The sequence below is a fragment of the Pantoea sp. MT58 genome (assembly GCF_014495885.1).
GTDB lineage: Bacteria > Pseudomonadota > Gammaproteobacteria > Enterobacterales > Enterobacteriaceae > Pantoea > Pantoea eucalypti.
This window is the reverse complement of sequence record NZ_CP061083.1, coordinates 1,941,505-1,965,025: the sequence shown is the minus strand read 5'-3', so window position 1 is coordinate 1,965,025 and position 23,521 is coordinate 1,941,505. Positions and strand designations below refer to the sequence as shown.

Genomic DNA, 23,521 nt, shown 5'->3' with positions numbered 1-23,521 from the left:
GCTTTCCTCTCGGTCCTCACAAGGAGTTAGTCATGAAGAACGTCAAAACCAGTGTGATCTGGTTAGTGGTGGCGTTAATCGGCGCGGGCGCTTTCGCCATGCTGGCCCTCAGCCGCGGCGAACACGTCAATGCAGTCTGGCTGGTGATCGCCGCTGTCGCCTGTTACAGCATCGCTTACCGCTTCTACAGCCTGTTTATCGCCCGCAATATTTTTGAACTGGACGACCGCCGGATGACGCCTGCCGAGCGGCTGAGCGACGGGCTTGATTATGTTCCCACCAATAAATGGGTGCTGTTTGGCCACCATTTCGCGGCCATTGCGGGCGCCGGTCCTCTGGTCGGTCCGATTCTGGCCGCGCAGATGGGGTTTCTGCCGGGCACTATCTGGATTCTGGTCGGGGTGATGCTGGCAGGCGCGGTTCAGGATTTCCTGATCCTGTTTATCTCGACCCGCCGTGATGGCCGTTCGCTGGGTGAAATGGCGCGGCAGGAGCTGGGCGCATTCGCCGGTGTCGTGACAATGCTCGGCGCGCTGGGCGTGATGATCATCATCCTGTCGGCGCTGGCGCTGGTCGTCGTGAAGGCACTGGCGAACAGCCCGTGGGGGTTGTTCACTATCGCGGCCACCATTCCGATTGCGCTGTTTATGGGCGTCTACATGCGCTTTATCCGCCCCGGTAAAATCGCCGAAGTGTCATTGATTGGCTTTGTGCTGATGATGGCGGCGATTATTTATGGCGGCGACGTGGCACAACATCCGTACTGGGGCCCCTTCTTTACCCTGAAAGGCACCTCGCTGACCTGGGTTCTCGTCATCTATGGCTTTATTGCTTCTGTGCTGCCGGTCTGGCTACTGCTGGCACCGCGCGACTACCTCTCCACTTTTCTTAAAATTGGCGTGATTGTCGGCCTGGCGGTGGGCATTGTCTTTGCCATGCCAGAGATGAAAATGCCAGCAGTGACCAAATTTATCGACGGTACCGGTCCGGTATTCTCCGGCGCGATGTTCCCGTTCCTGTTCATTACCATTGCCTGCGGAGCAATCTCAGGCTTCCATGCGCTGGTCTCCAGCGGCACTACACCAAAACTGGTGGAGAGGGAGAGTCATATCCGCTTTATTGGCTATGGCGCGATGCTGATGGAGTCTTTTGTGGCGATCATGGCGCTGATTTGTGCCTCGGTGCTGGATCCCGGCGTCTATTTTGCCATGAACTCCCCTGCCGCGCTGATTGGTACCACCGTTGAGAGCGCCTCTCAGGTCATTAATGGCTGGGGCTTTGTGGTCACGCCAGAAATGCTGAGTGGCATCGCCCGCGATGTCGGTGAAGGTTCCATTCTCTCTCGCGCAGGCGGCGCACCTACCTTCGCAGTGGGAATGGCCCATATTATTACCGAGATCTTCAACAGTCGGGCGATGATGGCATTCTGGTATCACTTCGCCATTCTGTTTGAAGCGCTATTTATCCTGACCGCGGTCGATGCCGGTACCCGCGCCTGCCGCTTTATGGTGCAGGATCTGGTGGGAACAGTGGTGCCTTCTATGGCGAACAACCGTTCCTGGCTGGGTAATATGGCGGGCACGACAGTCGCCGTTGCAGGCTGGGGTTTCTTTGTTTATCAGGGCGTGGTCGACCCGCTGGGCGGCATTAATACCCTGTGGCCACTTTTTGGTATCGGCAATCAGATGCTGGCCTCGATGGCGCTGATTCTCGGTACTGTGGTGCTCTTCAAAATGAAAAAGCAGCGTTACGCCTGGGTGACGATTCTGCCGACCGTCTGGTTGTTTATCACCTCAATGACCGCGGGCTGGCAGAAAATCTTCCATGAGAAACCTTCTATCGGTTTCCTGGCGCAGGCGAATAAATTCCGCAAAGGGCTGGATGAAGGCGTGATCATCGCGCCAGCAAAAAGCGTGGCGGATATGCAGACCATCGTGTTCAGCAATCAGATTAACGCCGCGCTATGTGCTTTCTTTATGCTGGTGGCGGTCACCATGCTGATCTCGGCATTCTTTGTCATTCGTCGTGCACTGAACAGCTCGGTGCCGACCACCCGCGAGACGCCGGTAGCAATGCGCAACAAGGAGGTGCGCCATGTCTGATGCTATTCATCAGGTCCACCGTCCACACGGTGACTGGCAGATTCTGCACTGTAATGTGATTGCTGCTTCTCCGCCGCAGAGGTTTAGCTGGCGGGGATTCTGGCGCGGCCTGCAACAATGTTTTCGCTTAATGGTCGGGGTGCAGGATTATCAAAAATATCTGCAGCATATGCGACGGCATCACCCCGGACAGGCGCCGATGAGCGAGCGCGATTTTCACCGTTATTGCCTGGATGCCCGCTTCCCCAGCCAGGCCGGTAAACTGGGCAAATGTCCCTGCTGAATGCACTGAATAGCCCCGCACCGTCGGGGCTTTTTTGTGCCATTCTTATCTGGATGGGAAAATATATTTGGTTTGCACCTTGTGCTTGCCTCAGATGATGAATACTGTTGCTAAAATAATGAGATAACGCCTGCAGAGCACTTCCCGGAGGAAGTTTCCATGACCGATGAACAAGGGCAAACGTTGTTGTACACCCTTTTTGGTACAACCAGCCCTCATTGGCGTCTGACCGCGGACAGCGATGCATTGCATTTTGCCGAAGATGAGTCGTCACAAACTAATATCGCCCTGCCGCTGACACCCGGCCAGGCTGCAATGATCCGCGCAATGCCCGTCATTACTTCAAGTATCAATCTGACCATGTCCCTGCAAGGCATTGATGTGCCAATGCATTTTGTCGGACGTAAAGTGAACCAGGCCTCCTGGGCCGGAACCGCTTCTGCCTGGGGAGATACGTCTGCGGTCGCCCGTGACCTGACCCTGGGCCTTTCATTCGCCGAACAAGTGGTTTCTGAAGCTAATTCAGTGATTGTTATCCTCGATCAGCGGGGCAATATTCAGCGTTTTAACCGCCTGAGTGAAGAATATACCGGTCTGAATGAACATGAAGTTATAGGTCGAAATGTCTTTCAGTTGTTTATGACCCGGCAGGAAGCCTCACAGTCGCGGCGCAACATTGCAGGCTTCTTCCGTGACGGTAACTCGTACGAGGTGGAGCGCTGGGTCAAAACCAAAAAGGGCCAGCGACTGTTTCTGTTTCGTAATAAGTTTGTTCACAGCGGCAGCGGCAAAAATGAAATTTTCCTCATCTGTTCTGGTACAGACATTACCGAGGAGCGACGTGCCCAGGAACGCCTCCGGGTGCTGGCAAACACCGATACGGTCACCGGTTTACCTAATCGCAACGCCATTCATCAGCAGATTAGCCTGGCGCTGGAGCGCGCCGGGCATGATGAGACCGGTGTCGTCTATCTCGATCTCGATAATTTCAAAAAAGTGAACGACGCCTACGGTCATATGTTCGGCGATCAATTACTGCAGGCAGTCTCTCTCGCGATTCTTAGCTGTCTGGGTAAGGACCAGACGCTGGGTCGTCTGGGTGGCGATGAGTTTGTGGTGCTGGCTGAACACACCAGCCAGGCTGCGCTGGAGGCGATGTCCTCCCGCATTCTTGAGCGCCTGCGACAGCCTTTCCGTATCGGACTGATTGAAGTTTACAGTGGCTGTTCCATCGGTATCGCTTTCGCACCGCTGCATGGCGAAGATAGAGAGAGCCTGATTCGTAACGCGGACACCGCGATGTATCACGCTAAAGAGAATGGTCGCGGCAAGTTCTGTGTCTTTGCCGCCGAGATGAACCAGCGGGTCTTTGAGTATCTGTGGCTGGACACCAACCTGCGCAAGGCGCTTGAACTCGATCATCTGCTGGTACATTACCAGCCTAAGATTGATAGCGATGGACAGGTTCGCAGCGCCGAGGCATTAGTACGCTGGAACTCACCAGAGCGTGGTATGGTTTCGCCCGCAGATTTTATTCCCTATGCCGAAGAGTCAGGGCTGATTGTGCCGCTGGGACGCTGGGTAATGCTCAACGTGCTTCAGCAGATTATCGTCTGGCGTCAGCAGGGTATTTTCCTGCGCATCGCTGTCAATGTGTCTGCCCGTCAGCTGCTCGACCAAAGTATCTACACCGATCTGAAACAGGCACTGCATGAGGCGAATATCACTGATTGTCCGATTGATATTGAGCTCACAGAAAGTTGTCTGATTGAGAATGAAACTGAAGCGCTGAAGCTGATGAAACAGTTTCAGGAGCTGGGCGCACAGGTTCATCTGGATGATTTTGGCACCGGTTACTCTTCGCTTTCTCAGCTCGCACGTGTGCCGATCAATGCGATTAAGCTCGATCAAAGCTTTATCCGCGACATCAATAAACAGCCGGTATCACAATCGCTGGTGCGTGCAATCGTCGCCGTCGCGAAGGCGCTTGATTTGCAGGTGATTGCAGAAGGTATTGAGACGCCGGATGAAGAGAAGTTCGTGCTTAAAAGTGGTGTTGATGGGCGTCAGGGTTACTATTACGCAAAACCAATGCCCGCGGAACAATTTGGGCATTGGCTGGCTAAGCATCCTGCCCGCGTTTAATGCTGGTCCGGATTAACCCGCTTTACGCAGTGATGCGCTGTGGCGGTTTTGTAACTGTACCAGGCGTTCCATGTAAGCAATATCTTTAGGTTCGATAGTAAACGCGTAATCGACCCAATCTTCTGTGATATCCATGAGCTCAGCGCGTGACAATTGCAGCACGCGCTGGCGCGCTTTCAGCATCGCCCGCACGCCATTGAGTTTAGGCCGTAACGTGTCGATAAAGGTTCGGGTGGCACGATAGCTGTCGCCTGGCTGGAAGACCTTATCGACCAGTCCACGCGTCTCATACCACTCAGCGCTGTGAGACTCCCCTTCACAAATCAGCTCTTCGGCCAGTTTCATGCCGGAACGACGTGCCACCAGTGAGTAGCCGCCCATACCAGGGAACAGGTTAAAAGCAATTTCCGGGAAGCCCATCCGTGCATTGTTTTGCGCCAGAATGAAGTGATGCGCCAGCGCCGCTTCGAATCCGCCGCCTAACGCACTGCCCTCGATCATCGCCAGCGTCACCGCGCCTGTATCAAAACCGCGTGCTGCAGAATGGATGCAGTCCACGCAGGCACGCGCATAAGCCCGGAGCGCCTCGCGGCGGTTGTTGCGAATGCACTCAACAAAGAAGCGCAGATCGCCACCGGCGTTGAACATTTGCGGAACCAGTGACCCGGTGACCCAGAAGTCGATTGGCAGGCCCGAACGCTGAGCGGCATAGCTCAGGTTCATGATCTCCTCAATCAGTTCATGGTTGAAACTCGGACGGGGCTGTGCACGCAACATCATCCACATGGTACGACGCCCTTCTTCGTAATAGGCGACTAACTGCGTGGTATTGCCGACTTCGGTAAATAATCTGCACGTTGCTTGGTTAATAACTGTCATTGTCTCATCCTCTGTTTATATTTTGATGCGTTAAATACGCCACATCAGCGTAATGCAGAGTGAGGCCAGACCAAATGAGAGATTGATTTACAACACAAAATCCAGAGTGATCCCCGACTGGCGCGCCGGGGATTGATTAGGCAGGTTACTTAATAGCGGCACGCTGCCCGACGGCAACATGGAGACGCTTAAGGCGTTTTGAATAGATAGCGGTGATAATGGGCACCAGCACTGAGGTCACAATGACAGATGTGGCAACCAGCGCCGTTGCGGCAGGCGCAACCGGTTTAAACTGCGGCAACATCTCGGCAATCAGTACGGGTGTCGCCACTGCGGCGCCTGCCGTACTGGATGCGGCTATACCGGCCGTGCCATCCCCGCCGCCAATCAGCCGGTCGGCCAGAATAAGCGGGATACCTGTAATGATGATCACGGCGATGCCCAGCATGATGCCCAGCAGTCCGGTTTCCGCAATCACGCCCAGGTTAATGGTGTTACCCAGCGCAAAAGCGAAAAAAGGAATCAGCGTATGTACCGCTTTTCCGAAGAAGTCACGCAATTCCGGATCAAGATTCCCTAATGCAAATCCGACCACAAACGGCAGGACAGCGCCCACAAACACGTGTGGCTCGAATGAGGCGATACCCGCAGTACCCAGAATAACCATGGTCATTAATGGCCCGGACTCCAGTGACATCAGCACAAACGCGCCAGCCTCCTCTTTGGAACCGTATTGCTGCATGATCGAGGCATACAAGCCGCCATTCGTCATGTCCATTGCAGCTACCAGCGCCAGCGTGGATAAGCCCGCGAACATCCCCACTTCTACCCCATTCTCCGGCATCACGCGTGAGGCGATAGCCGCCACAACCCAGGCAACGGCAATTTTCGTTAACACCAGCGTGCCTGATTTACGCAGTACCGTGCCGGTAGCGCTGAGCTTTATCGATGCTCCCATACAGAAGAACCAGACGGCCAGAATCGGCACCGTCCCCGTCATCAGACCGTTGGTGAAAGAGCCGAAGTATTTCCCGGCGCCGGGAGAGAATGTATGGCAGAGTGCGCCGATAAACAACGGAATAAGCATCATGCCGCCCGGAATTTTGTCTATTGCCCGTTTGATGTGCATACAGGTTTCACCTTTGCTTTGCCAGTGTTGGAGCAGGAAGTGCCCGAAGGCGATGAAAGCAAAGTAGTGATTTGAGGTTATTAAAACAGTGATCGCCTCGATATAAATGAAACACTGTTTTATTTTTTCAGGATTGATGTTTTGATAACTATGACGGGGATCGCCATACCAGCGGCAATGGCGACAAAAAAAGGGACGCCATCGCGTCCCGTTCGTTATTTTTGCCCGTACCAGGCATTCTCACCGTGCTTTCGCAGGTAGTGTAAATCGAGCAGCGTCTGATTAATGGGCGGCAGGTTAGCGGTAAGCTGCTGGCTAAAGAGCCCCATATAGGCCACCTCCTCCAGGACAACCGCGCTGTGTACAGCGGCATGGGCGTCTTTACCCCAGGCAAACGGGCCGTGGGAGTTGACCAGTACCCCCGGGATCGCCGAAGGCGATAATCCGCGCTGCGCGAACGTCTCAATAATCACTTCGCCCGTGTTCCACTCGTACTCGTGCTGAATCTCTTCGTTACGCATCGCGCGGGTGCAGGGGATCTCGCCATAGAAATCGTCGGCGTGCGTCGTTCCCCAGGCCGGAATGGGTCGTCCTGCCTGCGCCCAGATGGTCGCATGACGCGAATGCGTATGGACAATGCCACCGACTTCCGGCCAGGCGAGATAGAGCGCACGATGCGTCGCCGTGTCCGATGAAGGGCGTTTATCCCCTTCTACTACATTGCCACTCACCAGATCGACCACAACCATGTCGTCGCGCTTCATCACTTCATAGCGCACGCCGGAAGGTTTAATCACCAGCAAACCCTGCTCGCGATCAATCGCGCTGACATTCCCCCAGGTAAAGGTCACCAGGTTGTATTTGGGTAAATCCAGATTCGCTTCCAGAACCTGTTGTTTAAGGTGTTCCAGCATCTCTTTTCTCCTGCTGACAATCGTCCCTGAATTTTGCGGAGTCGGACGCGAAAGGGTTATGGAGCAAATGGCTATAAACGCAGAAGGAATGGCTGTGAATGAAAAAATGTGCCGTGATTTCAGAATTTTCCATCTTCGGAATTATTGCAGAACGCTTAGAATCCTCTCAGACAATGCGTGGACCTGTTGGCCTGGCGCATTGTGACTCACCCGCTACAAACGGTTTGTCCATGGTGATCACATTTCTATGCCGTCAGGGATGAGGCAATAATGCGGCACAAGCGGGCTGAGGAAATATCGGAGCTATACTAAGAGTGTTGCCTCTGTGAGCACATCAAAGGAGAAGTGTATGACTACAACAATGAAACGAATCACTGCCGTTGTACTGGCTACCACGTTAGCTGTTGCCCTGAGCGGCTGTTCTAACTGGTCTAAGCGTGACCGCAACACCGCCATTGGCGCGGGCGCGGGTGCGATTGGGGGTTCAGTATTGACCAATGGTAGCGCGCTCGGCACAGTCGGTGGCGCCGCAGTTGGTGGTATTATCGGTCATCAGGTCCACTAAGGACCTTATTAAAAGAATAAACGGCTACGCTAAGCATCTACATGACCATCGGGCTACTTCGGTAGCCCGATTTTTTTAATTCAGCCGCCCGCCAGTTTGACTTTCATCCCTTTAGCTTCCAGCAGGCTTTTCAGTAAATCGCGTTTGTCACCCTGAATCTCGATAACACCCTCTTTTACCGATCCACCACAGCCACACTTCTTTTTCAGTTCAGCGGCCAGCAGCGTCAGTGCTGCATCATCCAGATCAATGCCGGTGATCAGACAGACGCCTTTGCCTTTGCGTCCGCTGGTCTGGCGCTGGATGCGTACAATGCCATCCCCTTTTGGCCGCTCTGCTTTAGTCTCAGGCTGGGTAATGCGCCCGCTGTCGGTGGAGTAAACCAGTCGATTATCCTCTGCCATTATGGTGTCTCCAGACTGTGCAGGATCGCCTGCAGGGTGGCGGCGGGATCGGCGGATTGGGTGATCGGACGCCCTATCACCATGTAGTCTACGCCCGCCTGCTTCGCCTGCTGGGGTGTCATGATGCGACGCTGATCGCCTGCATCGCTGCCTGCCGGGCGAATTCCCGGCGTGATCAGCGCAAAATCCTGACCCAGAACCTGTTTGAAGCGAACCGCTTCATGTGCAGAACAGACCACGCCATCCAGCCCGCATGATTGCGTCAGCTTCGCCAGTCGTTCTGCCTGTTCGGCAGGCGAAAGTGTAATGCCCAGCTCTTTGAGATCGTCTGCATCCATACTGGTCAGTACGGTCACCGCAATTAGCAGAGGCGCATCTTTGCCAAAAGGAAGCAGCGCCTCGCGCGCTGCGTTCATCATCCGCGCGCCACCGCTGGCATGGACGTTGACCATCCAGACGCCGAGATCGGCAGCAGCAGCCACGGCATGGGCAGTGGTGTTAGGAATATCGTGGAATTTCAGATCGAGAAAGAGCTCAAAACCGCGCTGCTGCAGGGTGTTAACCAGCGAGGGTCCGAACAGCGTAAACATCTCTTTGCCCACTTTCAGTCGGCAACTGCGGGGATCAATCTGGTCTACGAAACGCAGCGCGCTGTCGAGGTCATGGTAATCCAGCGCGACCAGAATCGGCGAAGCGGTCACATTGTGGGGTGAAGGCATGGCATTTCCTCTGCAACAGGCGCCCGCAGGCGCATTAGACAAACGGCAAGCATTCTACCTGCGGTATCTGACCATCACAATCGCCTTTGCCCCTCTGCCCGGCGTTTTATGCACGATGGCGGAGGTCAGGGAGGTGACAACTCAATAGTATGTTGTAACTATAATAAGGCGTGTTCTGTTCACGGCGGCCAGTTTTACTGGCCGTCTAGCCCACGAATAGGTTTAACGGAAGACCAGGTACGGCAGGATGGGCAGTGCCAGTAAAGTGCATGCGCGGTGAAACCACACTTCTGGCAGCGATAGCGCGGCTTGGTGCGAATCTGTTCGCCCACCATGTCACGCAGCACCATCAGGCTTTCTTTGGCACGGCCATCTTCCGCCTCATGCAGGTTCAAATCCATCAGGCGATGGAACACACGCATCGTTGGATGGCGTTGCAGCTGTCGACTGATGTAGTTTTGCGCCGCTTCAGCACCCTGCTGCTGCTCCAGGATATCCGAGAGATAGAGTTCCGCTGCGGCTCCCGTATTCTCTTCCACACAACGCTGCAGGAAATCAGCCCAGGCTTCGGGCTGATTAAGCCGCTGGAAACAGGTCTCCAGCATCCCCAGCGTTTCACTGACCAGCTCTTTATCCTGATCCAGCACCCGCTGCAGATGGCCCACCGCTTTGGTGAAATCCTCTTTCTCCATGAAAATACGGCCCATCATGATAGAGATGCGCGCGCTGTTGCGATCGGCCGCCTCCCCTTTCTTCAGCAGGCTCATTGCGCGATCCAGGTCGTCGCTGCTCATGGCCTGTAACGCCAGTTCACAGTAGAAGTGGGCAATTTCGCCCTTCTGCTTATCTTTACCGAGCTTAACCAGACGTTCTGCCACCTCAATCGCCTGCTGCCAGTCGCTGGTTGCCTGATGGATCAGCAGCAGCTGCTGCAGCGCGCCCACCCGGAAGTCCGTTTCATCGGTGAGCTGCTTAAACATATCTTCAGCGCGGTCATAAAAGCCCGCCGCCATATAATCACGCCCCAGTTGCTGAACGGCGAGCAGACGCTGCTCGTAGCTCAGGGAAGCACTTTCCATGAGAGCCTGATGAATACGGATAGCGCGATCAACTTCGCCACGCGATCGGAAGAGATTACCCAGCGTCAGGTGGGCTTCTACCGTGCCGCTGTCCTCTTTGAGCATATCAAGGAACAGATCGACCGCTTTGTCCTGCTGATTTGAGAGCAGGAAGTTTACGCCAGCGACATATTCACGCGACAGTCGGTTGGCTTCCTGTTGCTTGTCCTGATGTGCACTGCGGCGGCCCATATACCAGCCATACGCAGCCGCCACCGGCAGTAACAGAAACAGCAATTCATGCATCGGGGATTATTCCCGGCCAGCCGGCGAAGCTGGCGTGGTCGCCAGAGCAGTACTCTGCTCGATTTGCGTCTGCATACGCTTGATTTTCCGGTTGGCATTTGCCAGTGCGACGCGGGTCCGTAACCAGAACAGCCCACAGATAATCCAGCCAAGCACGAAACCTGCCCCAAACAGCGATGCCAGTAAGGTCGAGATGCTGAACTCACCCTGCGCCAGCAGATAGTTAAAAGTAATGACCTGATCGTTATGCGCACCCAAAGTGACGGAAATAATAAAAATGACCAGTACCACTAAAAAAATCAGCAAATATTTCACAGTGCATCCTGTTGTGAGGTTGTCGGGTAGAATTATGCCAAAACTCCAGCAAAAATGCTGCTCCCAGCAGCATCGGCCAGGTCACTTTTGCGCAGGCCTGACTAATAATATGGGGTCTTAAGGGTGAATTACAATCAGGGCTCCCGCTGCGCCACCTCTTTTTGCTCTTCCGGCGGCAGCGTCAGTGGTCCACAGAATCGCTGTGCCAGCCAGGTAGCGACGGTGACCAGTATCCAGGAAAGTACCGTTGCCATTGCCAGATCGCGCGGCCAGTGCATGCCCAGCAACAGACGGCTCGCCATCACGCCCGTGGCCCACAGGAAGATCACCACCACGGTTTTATAGTGACGACGCGGCCAGAGCAGGCCCAATGCCAGTAGCGCCCAGCTGGCGGCAAACATGGTGTGACCAGAGGGAAAAGCGAAACCGGTTTCAAACGCCCAGTGACGTTTCAGCCAGCCAGGGATCTGCGTTTCATCGGCTATCAGCGAGGTCACCATCTCCCCACGCTGTTTACGTTTGAGTTCGTAAAAGGTCTTTTCATCCAGTCCATGATGCTGTTCCAGCCAGATCACATAGGGGCGCGGCTCCTGTATCTGCTCTTTAATAAAGGATTTGGTGTATTGCCCGGCCAGAATCGTCGCGTTCATGATCAGCAGAAGCAGAATGGCGGGCTTCAGGCGAAAGCGCAGGCACCAAAGCATCCATGCACTCAGCAGCACGCTGGTGACAATGCCCCACGGATTGGTAACGGTTTCGGTCATCCAGAACAGACCTTTCAGCACCGCATTGCTTTCGCCTGGCTGCCAGCGCCAGCCGGTAAGCCAGACGGCAACCGGCATGATCAACAGCAGCAGCATACCGAAGGTGGTTCGACGCGAAATCTTAAACATCCTCTTCCCTTATCCCGGTGTTAAAAGACAACAATTGCATAACTTTAGCTTAAAAAAGAATAACATAACCGTTGCCGATTGGATAATTGTGCTTTATCACTGCAATTGGTATCAGAGATTACCAGCCCGCTTGCGGGTTGTGGCACAATATTGCACGTTTGTCGGGCCACACTGGCCTGTGCACTATCATGATGATAGTGCATCCTCTGAAGGTTCTGGAGAGTCACATGCAGCTTAAACGGGTGGCAGAAGCCAAACTGCCCACGCCATGGGGAGATTTCCTGATGGTTGGTTTTGAAGAACTGGCAACCGGACATGACCACGTTGCACTGGTCTTTGGCGATATTAATGATAACGAGCCGGTACTGGCGCGCGTTCACTCCGAATGCCTGACCGGCGATGCGCTCTTCAGCCTGCGTTGCGACTGCGGCTTTCAGCTTGAAGCCGCCCTTAATGCCATCGCAGAAGAAGGTCGCGGTGTGCTGCTGTATCACCGCCAGGAAGGCCGTAATATCGGTCTGCTGAATAAGATCCGCGCCTATGCGTTGCAGGACAAAGGCTATGACACCGTGGAAGCAAACCATCAGCTAGGCTTTGCCGCTGATGAACGCGACTTCACCCTGTGCGCCGATATGTTCAAACTGCTGGGCGTAAATGAAGTGCGCCTGCTGACCAATAACCCGCGTAAAGTTGAGATCCTCAGCGAAGCCGGGATCAACATCGTTGAGCGTGTGCCGCTGGTCGTGGGACGTAACCCGAAGAATGCGCACTATCTGGATACCAAAGCGGCGAAGATGGGGCATCTGCTGCCGAAATCCTGAATGAAAAAGCCGGGTCGCCCCGGCTTTTTTTGTCAGTCCAGCATATTGCGGATAACGTAGTGCAGGATGCCGTCGTTACGGTAATAGGTCAGCTCATTACCGGTATCAATGCGACAGCGGGTGTCCAGCGCCTCTTTACTGCCGTCAGCACGGGTCAACGTCACTTTCACGCTGCAGCCTGGCGTCAGTGCCTGAAGATTCTCCACGTCAATACGCTCTTCACCGGTCAGGCCCAGGGTTTTGCGGGTCACGCCCTGCGGGAATTCCAGCGGCAGAATGCCCATGCCGATCAGGTTTGAGCGGTGAATACGCTCAAAAGATTCAGCAATGACAACTCTCACACCCTGCAAACGTGGGCCTTTCGCCGCCCAGTCGCGGCTTGAACCGGAGCCATACTCAAGGCCGGCAATCACGGCCAGCGGTATACCTTCCGCCTGATATTTCATCGCCGCGTCATAGATAGCCAGCTGCTCGCCACTCGGATAATGACGGGTATAACCGCCCTCCACGCCTGGCACCATCTCATTGCGGATTCGGATGTTGGCGAACGTGCCGCGCATCATCACTTCATGGTTACCGCGACGGGAACCGTAGGAGTTAAAGTCGGTTCGCTCAACGCCGTGTGACAGCAGATAACGTCCAGCGGGACTTTCAGCTTTGATGCTGCCCGCCGGTGAGATATGGTCCGTGGTGACGGAATCGCCCAGCATAGCAAGGACCCGCGCACCGCGAATATCCTGCACCGGCTTAGGCTCTTTCTCCATATCATCAAAGAACGGCGACAGACGAATATAGGTCGAGCCTTCATCCCAGTCATACGTCGCCGCTTCACTGACCTTGATCTCCTGCCACTCGGGCGTGCCGTCGAAGACTTCAGCGTACTCTTTATGGAACATGTCGCTGGTAACCTGCTGCACGGCTGTGGCGATCTCTTTCGGCGTTGGCCAGATATCTTTCAGATAGACCGGCTGGCCCTGACGATCGTGGCCCAGTGGCTCAGTCTGCAGGTTGATTTTCATATTACCCGCCAGCGCATAGGCTACCACCAGCGGTGGCGACGCGAGCCAGTTGGTTTTAATCAGCGGATGAATACGACCTTCAAAATTGCGGTTGCCGGACAGCACTGCACCGACAGTCAGATCGCCCGTTTTGATGGCAGACTCAATCTCATCTTTTAGCGGACCAGAGTTACCGATACAGGTGGTGCAGCCATAACCGACCAGATTAAAGCCCAGCTCATCAAGATAAGGGGTGAGTTGCGCGACGGCGAGATAGTCTGAAACCACTTTAGAACCGGGCGCCAGTGAAGCTTTAACCCAGGGCTGACGTTTCAGGCCACGCTCGACCGCTTTCTTCGCCAGTAAGCCAGCCGCCATCAGCACGCTGGGATTAGAGGTGTTAGTACAGGAGGTAATCGCACTGATTACAACGGCACCGTCGGTCAGTGTATGCGTCAGGCCGGTGTCACTGTCGGTGTATTCGACATTTTTATGCGGTTTCTGCGCCTGATTCACTTCCAGCTCGTTGCTGGCGTCAAACGCGGCAGGCACATCACCCAGCGAAACCCGATCCTGCGGACGTTTTGGTCCGGCAAGGCTCGATTCCACTTCGTTCATGTCCAGTGACAGGGTGCTGGTAAAGCGCGGCTCATCGCCGGCGTTACGCCACAGGCCCTGCGCTTTGGCATAAGCTTCCACCAGGGCGACCTGGTCGGCATCGCGTCCGGTGAGCGTCATGTAACTGAGCGTGACATCATCGACCGGGAAGAAACCGCAGGTCGCGCCATATTCCGGGGCCATGTTGGCAATAGTGGCGCGATCAGCCAGCGGCAGATCGGCCAGACCATCACCGTAAAACTCGACAAATTTGCCCACGACGCCATGCTTACGAAGCATCTGGGTAACGGTAAGCACCAGGTCAGTCGCGGTGATGCCAGGCTTGAGTTTGCCGGTGAGTTTGAAACCCACTACATCCGGAATCAGCATGGAGACGGGCTGGCCAAGCATGGCAGCTTCTGCCTCGATTCCCCCTACTCCCCATCCCAGCACGCCCAGCGCGTTGATCATGGTGGTGTGGGAGTCAGTGCCGACCAGTGTATCGGGCCAGGCATACTCTTCGCCGTTGAGCGTTTCATGCCAGATCGCCTTACCCAGATACTCCAGGTTCACCTGATGGCAGATACCGGTGCCCGGCGGTACAACCCGGAACTTATCAAAAGCTTTCTGTCCCCAGCGCAGGAAGACATAACGCTCATGGTTGCGCTCCATCTCCAGCCGGACGTTCTCCTCGAAAGCGTCATCATCGCCAAAGTGATCAACGGTAACTGAGTGGTCAATGACCAGATCCACTGGCGATAACGGATTCACTTTCGCCACATCGCCACCCAGGCGATTTACCGCTTCGCGCATCGCCGCCAGGTCAACTACGGCAGGTACGCCGGTAAAGTCCTGCATTAATACACGGGCGGGACGATAGGCGATTTCACGATCGGCGTGGGCATCTTTTTGCCAGTCAACCAGCGCCTGAATATCTTCTGCCGTAACAGAATCACCATCCTGCCAGCGCAGTAAATTTTCCAGCAGGACCTTCAGAGATTTGGGCAGACTGTCTATATTGCCGAGATGTTGAGCAGCGCGGGGAAGACTGAAGATGTGATATTTTTTGGTGTCGACCTGCAGTATTTCCTGACTCTGCTCGCGTAGGGTAGACGACATAGCTCCTCCTTTTTCATTCATGGTCTTAAACCTTAGAGAGACAAAGGTTTATGTTAAAGATAGACCAAAATTCGTTAACGATTTGATTACAACACAAATTGCCACAATCGCTCACAAACGAAAATGCCCCGTGAGATCACGAGGCATCATAAAAAAGGTGATTTAATTCAAATTACAGCGTTATCCACACCGCCGCAGACCAGAACGCAAAGGAGAAGGCATACGCGCTGAGCCAGGACATTTTAATCATATTCATTTGGTTCACTCCTTCGCCGGAATCTGGCGTAAAAGTTTTTGCGGTCACCTCATCAAGGCGACACCCTTTGGTCGTACGCAATGTGGTAAAGGGCAATTAACAAGCCCGCCGGAAACTCCGGTAATAAAAACTGCGACTAATAAATGGTCTGAAAAGGTTATTTACTCTTAGGGTCCAGGAATGACTCAATAAAAAGTCTCTGGTTATCACTCAAATCCCACGATTCGGGGATAGACACTTTCTCGTCCTTTGCAAGTGGTTCTTTTCCTTTGCAGGCAACCGGCTTGTGCTGACGTGAAGTCAGGGAACGTTTATGGCTGAGTGTGTTTGCCCACATGGCTTTAGCCCCAGATACGCCAAATCATTAACGCTACTACCACCCAGAACAGCGCAGAGGCAGCGAATACGGTTAACCAGGCATTGCGACGGGTGTTGCCGGTACGCTCAACCTTGGTGCTTTTTGCCGGGAAACCCGGTTGTACAGTCAGTCGTGTATTCATAGTTTTTGATAATCACTCTCAACAAAATGATTGATAACATCGATTAAGATTTAGGAGGAATCCTAAACGCGTTAAGGCCAAAAATCCAGTTATTTTTATTGAGTAAAACGATTAACAGTATTAATCAATAGGTGCCAGTAACGTAAGAAACCATTAACTTCGGAACAAATATTTAATTAAACAGAGAGCTAATAAATTTGAGTTAATTTAAAAACAGGTCCATTTAAAACTAAAGAGATCGCTAAAGACCCTTATGTTTACTGGCTTTCTGCATTAACTCTTAACTGGAGTATGGGAATAATCCTGGCAAGTCGCAAAGTAACATAGTTAAAAATGTGTGGTAATTCGCATTTAAGAAAGCCCAATGGGAAAACATGTGATCAATGTTTCATTTACAAAAAAATCATAAAAATTTTGATTCTCATTTGGCGCTAAAGCCTGGAAACAAAAAAGGCTGCACCAGGCAGCCTTAAGTTTAAGTGAAGCGCGTAAACTCTATTTAAACGGCAGTTTGATATCTTTAAACATCGCCTCAATATCCTCGTTTGAGCGTAAGGCTACCGCTGTGTCCACCACGTCGCGCGTCAAATGTGGCGCAAAACGTTGTATAAAATCATACATATAACTACGCAGGAAGGTACTTCGGCGGAAGCCAATTTTTGTGGTGCTGTTGGTAAAGATGTCAGCGGCTTCAATACGAATAAGGTCAGGATCCGCCACCGGGTCCACCGCCATACTGGCAATAACCCCTACGCCCAGGCCCAGGCGAACATAAGTTTTGATGACGTCTGCGTCAGTGGCGGTGAAAACAATGCGTGGCGTTAATCCTGCGCGATTAAAGGCCGTATCCAGTTCAGAACGCCCGGTAAAGCCGAAGGTGTAAGTGACCAGAGGATACTCAGCCAGCTCCTCAATGGTCACCTGGCCTTTCCCCGCCAGCGGATGGTCAGCGGTGACGACAATCGCCCGGTTCCAGTGGTAGCAAGGCAGCATGATTAAGTCGTCATAGAGATGCAGTGCCTCGGTGGCAATCGCAAAATCCGCATTGCCCTTGGAGACCGCTTCGGCAATCTGAGTCGGGGAACCCTGATGCATGTGGAGTGAGACACGCGGATAACGCTCAATAAAGCCTTTGATCACGCCAGGCAGCGCATAGCGAGCCTGAGTGTGCGTGGTCGCCACATAGAGCGAGCCTTTATCCGGCCAGGTATGCTCACCCGCCACCGATTTGATCGCATCCACTTTTGAGAGCACTTCACGCGCTATACGAATGATCTCTTCACCTGCCGGCGTGACCTGGGTGAGATGTTTCCCGCTGCGGGCAAAGATTTGCACGCCCAGTTCATCTTCCAGCATGCGAACCTGTTTGCTGATGCCAGGCTGAGAGGTGTAGAGGCCTTCCGCTGTCGAAGAGACATTGAGATTATGGTTTACCACTTCGACGATATAGCGCAACTGCTGTAATTTCATATCTGTTCCATCCGGTAAGTTACAGAGTCGCATCCCCGGTTGACGTATAGTCGCTAGGGTAGAAAATGCTATGCATCAGGAAAGGTCGGAAATGCTATAACAACTATATCAGTTTACGTTAAAGAGTAGAACGGATTGATATAAGGCTCAGAAAAAGGCCAGCGAGCGCTGGCCTGAGTGGATTACTTCTTCGCGACCTGCCATTTACCGTCTATATAGAAGGCGGACCAGCCTGTTGCTTTGCCCTCTTTTTCAGAGGAAACATACTGCTGTTTGGTTTTACGGCTAAAGCGCACCATCGCTTTGTTACCTTCCGGATCGGCTGCTGGCGCGTCGGCCAGATATTTCAGCTTTTCAGGCAGACGATCTTTAAAGCGCTGAAGCTCTTCCACCAGCGGCGCACGCGTTTCGCGTGATTTCGGGAAGGTGTTGGCTGCAAGGAAAACGCCCGCTGCGCCGTCTCGCAACACGAAGTAAGCATCGGACTTCTCACACGCCAGCTCTGGCAGTGGAACCGGATCTTCTTTCGGTGGAGCAACCTCACCACTACGCAAAATCTTACGGGTGTTTTTGCACTCTTCATTGGTACACGCCATGTACTTCCCAAAGCGTCCCATCTTCAGGTGCATCTCAGAACCACACTTCTCACACTCCACTATCGGGCCGTCATAGCCTTTGATGCGGAACTCACCCTTCTCGATTTCGTAACCATCACACTCCGGGTTATTACCACAGACATGCAGTTTACGTTCGTTATCGATCAGATAGCTGTCCATGGCTGTGCCACACTTCTGGCAGCGGCGACGGGCACGCAGTGCGTTGGTTTCAGCATCATCCCCTTCCAGAATATTGAGAACTTCATTTTCCGGAATCAGGTTGATGGTCTGTTTGCAGCGTTCTTTAGGCGGCAGCGCGTAGCCAGAACAGCCCAGGAAGACGCCGGTACTGGCGGTGCGAATTCCCATCTGACGGCTACAGGTCGGACACTCGATTGAGGTCAGCACCATCTGGTTTGGCTGCATGCCACCCTCTTCAGGATCTTTCTCAGCCAGTTCAAGCTGCTGAGTAAAGTCGCTGAAGAAGTGGTCGAGCACCGCTTTCCATTGCGCCTCGTTATTGGCAACCTGGTCAAGGTTGCTCTCCATGCGGGCGGTGAAATCGTAATTCATCAGTTCGCGGAAGTTCTCTTCCAGACGATCGGTAACGATTTCACCCATTTTTTCCGCATAGAAACGGCGATTTTCCACCCTCACATAGCCACGATCCTGAATGGTCGAGGTAATGGCTGCGTAGGTTGATGGACGGCCAATTCCGCGTTTCTCAAGCTCGCGCACCAGGGATGCTTCGCTGAAGCGCGCCGGTGGCTTGGTGAAGTGTTGACCCGGCTGCAGTGCTTTAAGGTCCAGAACATCCCCCACACTGACCGCAGGCAACGTACGATCTTCATCATTCTTGCGCAGCGCTGGCATCACTTTGGTCCAGCCGTCGAAACGCAGAATACGCCCTTTTGCTTTGAGTCTGAACTCACCCGCGGCGGCGGTGATGGTGCTGGAATCATATTTTGCCGGTGTCATCTGACAGGCAACAAACTGACGCCAGATAAGCTGATAGAGTTTCTGTGCATCCGCTTCCATATCTTTCAGCTGTTCCGCCACCACGTCCACATCAGAAGGACGAATCGCTTCATGCGCTTCCTGGGAGTTTTCTTTGCTGGCGTAAGTCACAGGATTGTCAGGCAGATATTTTTTACCGAAATTGCTTTCGATATAACCCCGTGCCATGGCGACCGCATCCTGACTCAGGTTGGTTGAATCGGTACGCATGTAAGTAATGTGACCCGCTTCGTACAGGCGCTGGGCCATCATCATGGTTTTCTTAACACCAAAGCCAAGACGGGTACTGGCAGCCTGCTGCAGCGTTGAGGTGATATAGGGCGCGCCCGGCTTACTGCTGGTCGGCTTATCTTCACGATCGACGATCTCATAACGCGCTTTTTCGAGCAGCGCGACGGCGGCGTAGGTTTCATCGCGATTGACCGGACGGAAGGCTTTATCGCCTTTGTGCGTCACATCCATCGACAGCTCATCACCTTTCGGCGTGCTTAGCGCGGCATTAACTTCCCAGTACTCTTCAGGCACAAAGGCTTTAATTTCTCGCTCACGCTCCACGACCAGACGCACGGCAACGGATTGAACACGTCCGGCAGAAAGACCACGGGCGATCTTTTTCCACAGCAGTGGTGAGACCATATAACCCACCACGCGGTCCATGAAACGACGCGCCTGTTGAGCATTAACCCTGTCAATATTCAGTTCGCCCGGCTTTTCAAACGCCTGACGAATCGCATTCTTCGTAATTTCGTTAAATACCACGCGGCTAAAGCGTGAGTCATCACCCCCGATCACTTCCCGCAGGTGCCAGGCAATAGCTTCCCCTTCGCGGTCAAGGTCGGTTGCGAGATAGATGTGGTCAGCATTGGCGGCTAATGCCTTCAGTTCCGCAACCACTTTCTCTTTGCCGGGCAGAATCTGATAATCCGCTTCCCAGCCGTGATAGGGGTCAACACCCATGCGGCTGACGAGTGCGGCTTTCTCATCTTTTTTTACTTTTTTGACTTTCTTGTCAGTCGCAGCGTCTTTGGCTTTCTTTTCAGTCGAGGCGTCAGCACTCTTCTTTGCGGTTGAACCACTGGTCGGCAGATCCCGGATATGACCGACGCTGGATTTAACCACGTAGTCATTGCCCAGATATTTATTGATTGTTTTAGCCTTTGCCGGGGACTCAACAATAACGAGTGCTTTACCCATATTTACCTTTACCTAATGAAAACATCCTGCTTAACGGGAGAGTATTGGATGCCCAAAAACCCATCGGGTTCAATATTGCTGCGCCTGTTTAACATTTCAAGGCGGAGGGGTCAATCTCAGAACAGATGATGCGGTGTAATGCAACTGCATGATAAGGAATACTTTTTCCATCTGAACTCTTCACACATCCCGGTGCAAAATCCCTGAAATCGGAATCGCCCACACTCTACCTGATAAAATCTGTTACGCAACCTAATTAGCACTCAGCCTGAACTTACGCCAGATTTCATCGTTCAGACCGATTTGTCATACCGTCTGGCACGCCAGTAATATAGAAAGGATTTGGGTGCTGTCAAAAAGGAACGAATAAATGGAGAGAACGACACAGGCTATTTCCCGCCAGGCGTTGCTGGAAAAGGCCAATACGCTGATCAAAGAGCATGACGATTATTTAGCAGGCATGCAGGCGGACGAGGTGACTCAGCAGGCCGATGTACTGGTCTTTCGCGGACCGTTTTTTCTTGACGCGGACGGACTGCCGACCGCGAAAACCACCGCCGTGTTTAACGTCTTTAAACACCTTGCAGTGGTGCTGTCGCCGCGCTATCACCTGGAATAAAACACCCGCACCTGAAATAAAAAACCCGGCACAGGCCGGGTTTCGCATCAGAGCAATGGCTTTTCACCACGCTGCCAGAGTTTCAGCAACAGCCGCTCGGCCACCGAACCGGCACTCTGGGTAAAGCGGTCCATCATTTTACGGCGACGGGCATAATGCACGCCAAGAACGTTGAACTGATCCATCTGACGAATGATCAAATCATCGCTGGTGCCAATTTCGTCAATCAGCCCCAGATTCAGCGCCTGACGGCCATACCAGTGTTCACCGGTTGCAACCTTATTGATATCGAGTGACGGGCGCATCTGGTGAACGAACTGTTTAAATAACAGGTGTGTTTCGTCAAGATCTTCCTGGAACTTCTCACGCCCTTCTTCGGTGTTTTCACCGAAGAGCGTCAGCGTACGCTTATATTGTCCGGCGGTATGCAGCTCAACATCGATATCGTTACGTTTCAGCAGGCGGTTGAAGTTAGGAATTTGCGCAACCACACCAATTGAGCCAATGATTGAGAACGGTGCTGCCACGATGCGGTCAGCTACGCAGGCCATCATGTATCCGCCGGAGGCCGCCACTTTATCCACGGCTGCCGTAATACGCAGTCCCTGATCGCGCAGACGCTGCAGCTGCGAGGCCGCCAGGCCATAGCCATGTACCACGCCGCCCGGACTTTCAAGACGCAACAGCACTTCATCGCCGGGCTGTTTTACGGCCAGTACTGCTGATATCTCTTCACGCAGTGAGGTCACCTCACCGGCATCCATGCTGCCTTTAAAATCGAGCACATAAAGGGTGGGTTTGACGCTGTCAGTCTGCCCCTGCTTCGCCGCCTGTTTTTCCGCTTTCGCTTTCAGCTTTTCGCTTTTTTTATGGTTTTTCAGCCAGACTTTTTGCGCCTGGGGTTTCATTTTTGCCAGCTGCAAATCCTCTTTCATCTGCTGATAGTCATCACCCAGATGCGTCAGGCGAAGCTGACCATTTTGTGCCCGCTTGCGCAGCGCAGCATTCATAATAATCATGACGATCGCGGCGACGGCAACCACCAGTGTCACCGCTTTCGCTAAAAACAGTCCATACGTTGAAATAAAATCCATCAGGTCGCCTTAGTTACAGAGAATCAAAAACAGTTCGCCAGTTTAGCCGTTTTGCCCTGCTCCGTCGCCTGAAATGCCAGCAGCCGGCACAGAATGCGCAGGTTGGCGATTGCGCCCATTCGTAAATTCAGGCATAAAGCGGAATCATGCTGTTTTCGCTGGAGGATCCCGCTGTGCACTATCAACCGAAAAGCGACCTGCTCAATCACCGTATTATCCTGGTCACGGGTGCTTCCGATGGTATTGGCCGGGAGGCGGCGCTGACTTACGCCCGTTATGGCGCTGAAGTGATCCTGATGGGCCGTAACGCTGATAAGCTTCAGCAGGTCGCACAGGCTATCAATCAACTTAATCAATGCCCTGCTCACACTGTGGTGTTCGATCTGGCCGATGCGACGCCGGAACGTTGCCATCAGATTGGAGAGCAACTGGCTCAGCAGTTTCCGCGTCTTGACGGCGTGCTGCACAACGCCGGTATCCTGGGTGAGATTGTGCCGCTGGCGGAACTGGACCCACAGATCTGGCAGGAGGTGATGAATATCAATCTGGATGCGACCTTCTTCCTGACCCAGGCACTGTTACCGCTGCTGTTAAAATCGGATGCCGGTTCACTGGTCTTTACCACCTCCAGCGTTGGCCGTACGGGTCGCGCGGGCTGGGGCGCTTATGCCGTCTCTAAATTTGCTACCGAAGGGATGATGCAGGTACTGGCTGATGAATATAAGACGCACTCGCTGCGGGTAAACTGTATCAACCCGGGCGGCACGCGCACCAAAATGCGCGCCAGTGCTTTCCCGCAGGAAGATGCTAATAAGCTGAAAACCCCTGCCGATCTGATGCCGCTCTACCTTTATCTGATGGGTGATGACAGCCGACGCAAAACCGGTATCAGCTTTGATGCACAGCCGGGCAGAAAACCGGGAGCCGCGGAATAATGGCTGACGATCGTCATCAACAACGTCAGCAACGTTTAAAAGAGCAGGTCGATGCGCGCATTGCAGCGGCCACCGAGGTTCGTGGCATCCTGATGGTGTTCACCGGCAATGGCAAAGGCAAAACCACGGCAGCCTTTGGCACAGCACTTCGCGCCACCGGACATGGCAAGCGAGCAGCAGCGATCCAGTTTATTAAAGGTGACTGGCCGAATGGCGAGCGAAACCTGCTGGAACAGCACGGTGTGGAGTTTCAGGTGATGGCAACCGGGTTTACGTGGGACACGCAGAACCGCGAAACGGATACCGCCGCCTGTCTGGCTGTGTGGCAGCATGCAAAGCGGATGCTGGCCGATGAGCAGATCGATCTGGTGGTGCTCGATGAAATCACCTATATGGTCAGCATGGATTATCTGCCGCTGGACGATCTGATCGCCACCCTGCAACAGCGCCCGGCACATCAGAGCGTGATTATTACCGGACGAGGCTGTCATCGCAGCCTGACGGAGATGGCAGATACGGTAACGGAGATGCGGCCAGTGAAACACGCATTTGATGCCGGTATACAGGCTCAGCAGGGAATTGACTGGTAACAG

Annotated in this window: 21 protein-coding genes; 8 read left to right on the top strand and 13 right to left on the bottom strand. The window is 53.5% G+C overall.

Annotated features, from left to right (window positions below; all coding sequences use genetic code 11):
* The first annotated feature begins 32 nt into the window (after positions 1 to 32).
* From IAI47_RS09315 to pdeR, 3 genes are all read left to right on the top strand, one after another.
* The gene (locus tag IAI47_RS09315) at positions 33 to 2,102 is read left to right on the top strand and encodes a carbon starvation CstA family protein (RefSeq protein ID WP_008925270.1); all 2,070 of its coding nucleotides are present in this window, start codon (positions 33 to 35) and stop codon (positions 2,100 to 2,102) included.
* On the top strand, positions 2,095 to 2,385 hold the full coding sequence (locus IAI47_RS09310; RefSeq protein WP_003853839.1) for a YbdD/YjiX family protein: 291 nt from the start codon (positions 2,095 to 2,097) through the stop codon (positions 2,383 to 2,385). Before IAI47_RS09315 ends, IAI47_RS09310 begins: the two co-directional genes overlap by 8 nt.
* A 159-nt stretch (positions 2,386 to 2,544) precedes the next feature.
* Positions 2,545 to 4,530 carry a cyclic di-GMP phosphodiesterase gene (gene pdeR / locus IAI47_RS09305; RefSeq protein ID WP_008925271.1) on the top strand — a complete coding sequence of 662 codons (1,986 nt, stop codon included), beginning with the start codon at positions 2,545 to 2,547 and terminating at the stop codon, positions 4,528 to 4,530.
* A 12-nt stretch (positions 4,531 to 4,542) separates the two neighbouring features.
* Here pdeR and IAI47_RS09300 read toward each other — a convergent pair whose 3' ends face one another.
* From IAI47_RS09300 to araD, 3 genes are all read right to left on the bottom strand, one after another.
* On the bottom strand, positions 4,543 to 5,409 hold the full coding sequence (locus IAI47_RS09300; protein WP_003853843.1) for a crotonase/enoyl-CoA hydratase family protein: 867 nt from the start codon (positions 5,407 to 5,409) through the stop codon (positions 4,543 to 4,545).
* A gap of 145 nt (positions 5,410 to 5,554) precedes the next feature.
* Positions 5,555 to 6,538, bottom strand: a complete 984-nt coding sequence (gene kdgT / locus IAI47_RS09295; protein WP_008925272.1) for a 2-keto-3-deoxygluconate transporter — start codon at positions 6,536 to 6,538, stop codon at positions 5,555 to 5,557.
* Positions 6,539 to 6,753: 215 nt separating this feature from the next.
* Positions 6,754 to 7,452, bottom strand: a complete 699-nt coding sequence (gene araD, locus IAI47_RS09290; protein ID WP_008925273.1) for an L-ribulose-5-phosphate 4-epimerase — start codon at positions 7,450 to 7,452, stop codon at positions 6,754 to 6,756.
* A gap of 349 nt (positions 7,453 to 7,801) precedes the next feature.
* Here araD and osmB point away from each other — a divergent pair, with 349 nt between their 5' ends.
* The gene (gene osmB, locus IAI47_RS09285; RefSeq protein ID WP_003853848.1) at positions 7,802 to 8,017 is read left to right on the top strand and encodes an osmotically-inducible lipoprotein OsmB; all 216 of its coding nucleotides are present in this window, start codon (positions 7,802 to 7,804) and stop codon (positions 8,015 to 8,017) included.
* An 80-nt stretch (positions 8,018 to 8,097) separates the two neighbouring features.
* Here the strand turns inward: osmB and yciH are convergent, their stop codons facing one another.
* From yciH to pgpB, 5 genes are all read right to left on the bottom strand, one after another.
* On the bottom strand, positions 8,098 to 8,421 hold the full coding sequence (gene yciH, locus IAI47_RS09280) for a stress response translation initiation inhibitor YciH (RefSeq protein ID WP_008925275.1): 324 nt from the start codon (positions 8,419 to 8,421) through the stop codon (positions 8,098 to 8,100).
* Entirely contained in the window at positions 8,421 to 9,140 is a 720-nt protein-coding gene (gene pyrF / locus IAI47_RS09275; RefSeq protein WP_008925276.1) for an orotidine-5'-phosphate decarboxylase, read from the bottom strand. The genes yciH and pyrF overlap by 1 nt, the downstream gene beginning before the upstream one ends.
* 194 nt (positions 9,141 to 9,334) lie before the next feature.
* On the bottom strand, positions 9,335 to 10,504 hold the full coding sequence (lapB, locus tag IAI47_RS09270; protein ID WP_008925277.1) for a lipopolysaccharide assembly protein LapB: 1,170 nt from the start codon (positions 10,502 to 10,504) through the stop codon (positions 9,335 to 9,337).
* Positions 10,505 to 10,510: 6 nt separating this feature from the next.
* Positions 10,511 to 10,819, bottom strand: coding sequence for a LapA family protein (locus IAI47_RS09265; RefSeq protein WP_003853856.1), 309 nt, complete (start codon positions 10,817 to 10,819; stop codon positions 10,511 to 10,513).
* 134 nt (positions 10,820 to 10,953) lie between these two features.
* Positions 10,954 to 11,712, bottom strand: a complete 759-nt coding sequence (pgpB, locus tag IAI47_RS09260) for a phosphatidylglycerophosphatase B (RefSeq protein WP_008925278.1) — start codon at positions 11,710 to 11,712, stop codon at positions 10,954 to 10,956.
* A gap of 227 nt (positions 11,713 to 11,939) precedes the next feature.
* Here pgpB and ribA point away from each other — a divergent pair, with 227 nt between their 5' ends.
* Positions 11,940 to 12,533: a GTP cyclohydrolase II gene (ribA, locus tag IAI47_RS09255; protein ID WP_003853859.1), complete on the top strand. Its 594-nt coding sequence runs from the start codon at positions 11,940 to 11,942 to the stop codon at positions 12,531 to 12,533.
* A 32-nt stretch (positions 12,534 to 12,565) separates the two neighbouring features.
* Here ribA and acnA read toward each other — a convergent pair whose 3' ends face one another.
* The 4 genes from acnA to topA all read right to left on the bottom strand — a co-directional run bounded on the left by acnA (position 12,566) and on the right by topA (position 20,280).
* Entirely contained in the window at positions 12,566 to 15,247 is a 2,682-nt protein-coding gene (acnA, locus tag IAI47_RS09250) for an aconitate hydratase AcnA (protein ID WP_008925279.1), read from the bottom strand.
* Between the two features lie 597 nt (positions 15,248 to 15,844).
* Positions 15,845 to 16,003, bottom strand: coding sequence for a YmiA family putative membrane protein (locus IAI47_RS09245; RefSeq protein WP_003853864.1), 159 nt, complete (start codon positions 16,001 to 16,003; stop codon positions 15,845 to 15,847).
* 495 nt (positions 16,004 to 16,498) lie between these two features.
* Positions 16,499 to 17,473, bottom strand: coding sequence for an HTH-type transcriptional regulator CysB (gene cysB / locus IAI47_RS09240; protein WP_003853865.1), 975 nt, complete (start codon positions 17,471 to 17,473; stop codon positions 16,499 to 16,501).
* Positions 17,474 to 17,655: 182 nt separating this feature from the next.
* Positions 17,656 to 20,280 (bottom strand): type I DNA topoisomerase, encoded by a 2,625-nt coding sequence (topA, locus tag IAI47_RS09235; RefSeq protein WP_003853868.1) that lies wholly within the window; start codon positions 20,278 to 20,280, stop codon positions 17,656 to 17,658.
* Positions 20,281 to 20,650: 370 nt separating this feature from the next.
* Between topA and IAI47_RS09230 the strand changes: the two genes are divergently transcribed.
* Complete coding sequence (locus tag IAI47_RS09230; protein ID WP_003853871.1) at positions 20,651 to 20,899, top strand: YciN family protein; 249 nt, start codon at positions 20,651 to 20,653, stop codon at positions 20,897 to 20,899.
* Positions 20,900 to 20,946: 47 nt separating this feature from the next.
* On the opposite strand, the gene sohB is transcribed toward IAI47_RS09230, so the two are convergent.
* On the bottom strand, positions 20,947 to 21,993 hold the full coding sequence (sohB, locus tag IAI47_RS09225) for a protease SohB (RefSeq protein WP_008925280.1): 1,047 nt from the start codon (positions 21,991 to 21,993) through the stop codon (positions 20,947 to 20,949).
* 173 nt (positions 21,994 to 22,166) lie between these two features.
* Here sohB and IAI47_RS09220 point away from each other — a divergent pair, with 173 nt between their 5' ends.
* Both IAI47_RS09220 and cobO read left to right on the top strand, forming a co-directional pair.
* The gene (locus tag IAI47_RS09220) at positions 22,167 to 22,928 is read left to right on the top strand and encodes a YciK family oxidoreductase (protein WP_003853876.1); all 762 of its coding nucleotides are present in this window, start codon (positions 22,167 to 22,169) and stop codon (positions 22,926 to 22,928) included.
* Positions 22,928 to 23,518, top strand: coding sequence for a cob(I)yrinic acid a,c-diamide adenosyltransferase (gene cobO, locus IAI47_RS09215; RefSeq protein ID WP_008925282.1), 591 nt, complete (start codon positions 22,928 to 22,930; stop codon positions 23,516 to 23,518). The genes IAI47_RS09220 and cobO overlap by 1 nt, the downstream gene beginning before the upstream one ends.
* Positions 23,519 to 23,521: the final 3 nt, after the last annotated feature.

What these genes read in the sequence shown, in the direction of transcription:
- IAI47_RS09230 (WP_003853871.1), top strand. Translation starts at nt 20,651, where the DNA reads ATGGAGAGAACGACACAGGCTATTTCCCGCCAGGCGTTGCTGGAAAAG.
- acnA (WP_008925279.1), bottom strand. Translation starts at nt 15,247, where the DNA reads ATGTCGTCTACCCTACGCGAGCAGAGTCAGGAAATACTGCAGGTCGAC.
- cobO (WP_008925282.1), top strand. Translation starts at nt 22,928, where the DNA reads ATGGCTGACGATCGTCATCAACAACGTCAGCAACGTTTAAAAGAGCAG.
- cysB (WP_003853865.1), bottom strand. Translation starts at nt 17,473, where the DNA reads ATGAAATTACAGCAGTTGCGCTATATCGTCGAAGTGGTAAACCATAAT.
- IAI47_RS09300 (WP_003853843.1), bottom strand. Translation starts at nt 5,409, where the DNA reads ATGACAGTTATTAACCAAGCAACGTGCAGATTATTTACCGAAGTCGGC.
- IAI47_RS09315 (WP_008925270.1), top strand. Translation starts at nt 33, where the DNA reads ATGAAGAACGTCAAAACCAGTGTGATCTGGTTAGTGGTGGCGTTAATC.
- IAI47_RS09310 (WP_003853839.1), top strand. Translation starts at nt 2,095, where the DNA reads ATGTCTGATGCTATTCATCAGGTCCACCGTCCACACGGTGACTGGCAG.
- lapB (WP_008925277.1), bottom strand. Translation starts at nt 10,504, where the DNA reads ATGCATGAATTGCTGTTTCTGTTACTGCCGGTGGCGGCTGCGTATGGC.
- IAI47_RS09245 (WP_003853864.1), bottom strand. Translation starts at nt 16,003, where the DNA reads ATGAATACACGACTGACTGTACAACCGGGTTTCCCGGCAAAAAGCACC.
- pgpB (WP_008925278.1), bottom strand. Translation starts at nt 11,712, where the DNA reads ATGTTTAAGATTTCGCGTCGAACCACCTTCGGTATGCTGCTGCTGTTG.
- araD (WP_008925273.1), bottom strand. Translation starts at nt 7,452, where the DNA reads ATGCTGGAACACCTTAAACAACAGGTTCTGGAAGCGAATCTGGATTTA.
- sohB (WP_008925280.1), bottom strand. Translation starts at nt 21,993, where the DNA reads ATGGATTTTATTTCAACGTATGGACTGTTTTTAGCGAAAGCGGTGACA.
- osmB (WP_003853848.1), top strand. Translation starts at nt 7,802, where the DNA reads ATGACTACAACAATGAAACGAATCACTGCCGTTGTACTGGCTACCACG.
- yciH (WP_008925275.1), bottom strand. Translation starts at nt 8,421, where the DNA reads ATGGCAGAGGATAATCGACTGGTTTACTCCACCGACAGCGGGCGCATT.
- ribA (WP_003853859.1), top strand. Translation starts at nt 11,940, where the DNA reads ATGCAGCTTAAACGGGTGGCAGAAGCCAAACTGCCCACGCCATGGGGA.
- kdgT (WP_008925272.1), bottom strand. Translation starts at nt 6,538, where the DNA reads ATGCACATCAAACGGGCAATAGACAAAATTCCGGGCGGCATGATGCTT.
- topA (WP_003853868.1), bottom strand. Translation starts at nt 20,280, where the DNA reads ATGGGTAAAGCACTCGTTATTGTTGAGTCCCCGGCAAAGGCTAAAACA.
- pdeR (WP_008925271.1), top strand. Translation starts at nt 2,545, where the DNA reads ATGACCGATGAACAAGGGCAAACGTTGTTGTACACCCTTTTTGGTACA.
- pyrF (WP_008925276.1), bottom strand. Translation starts at nt 9,140, where the DNA reads ATGCCTTCACCCCACAATGTGACCGCTTCGCCGATTCTGGTCGCGCTG.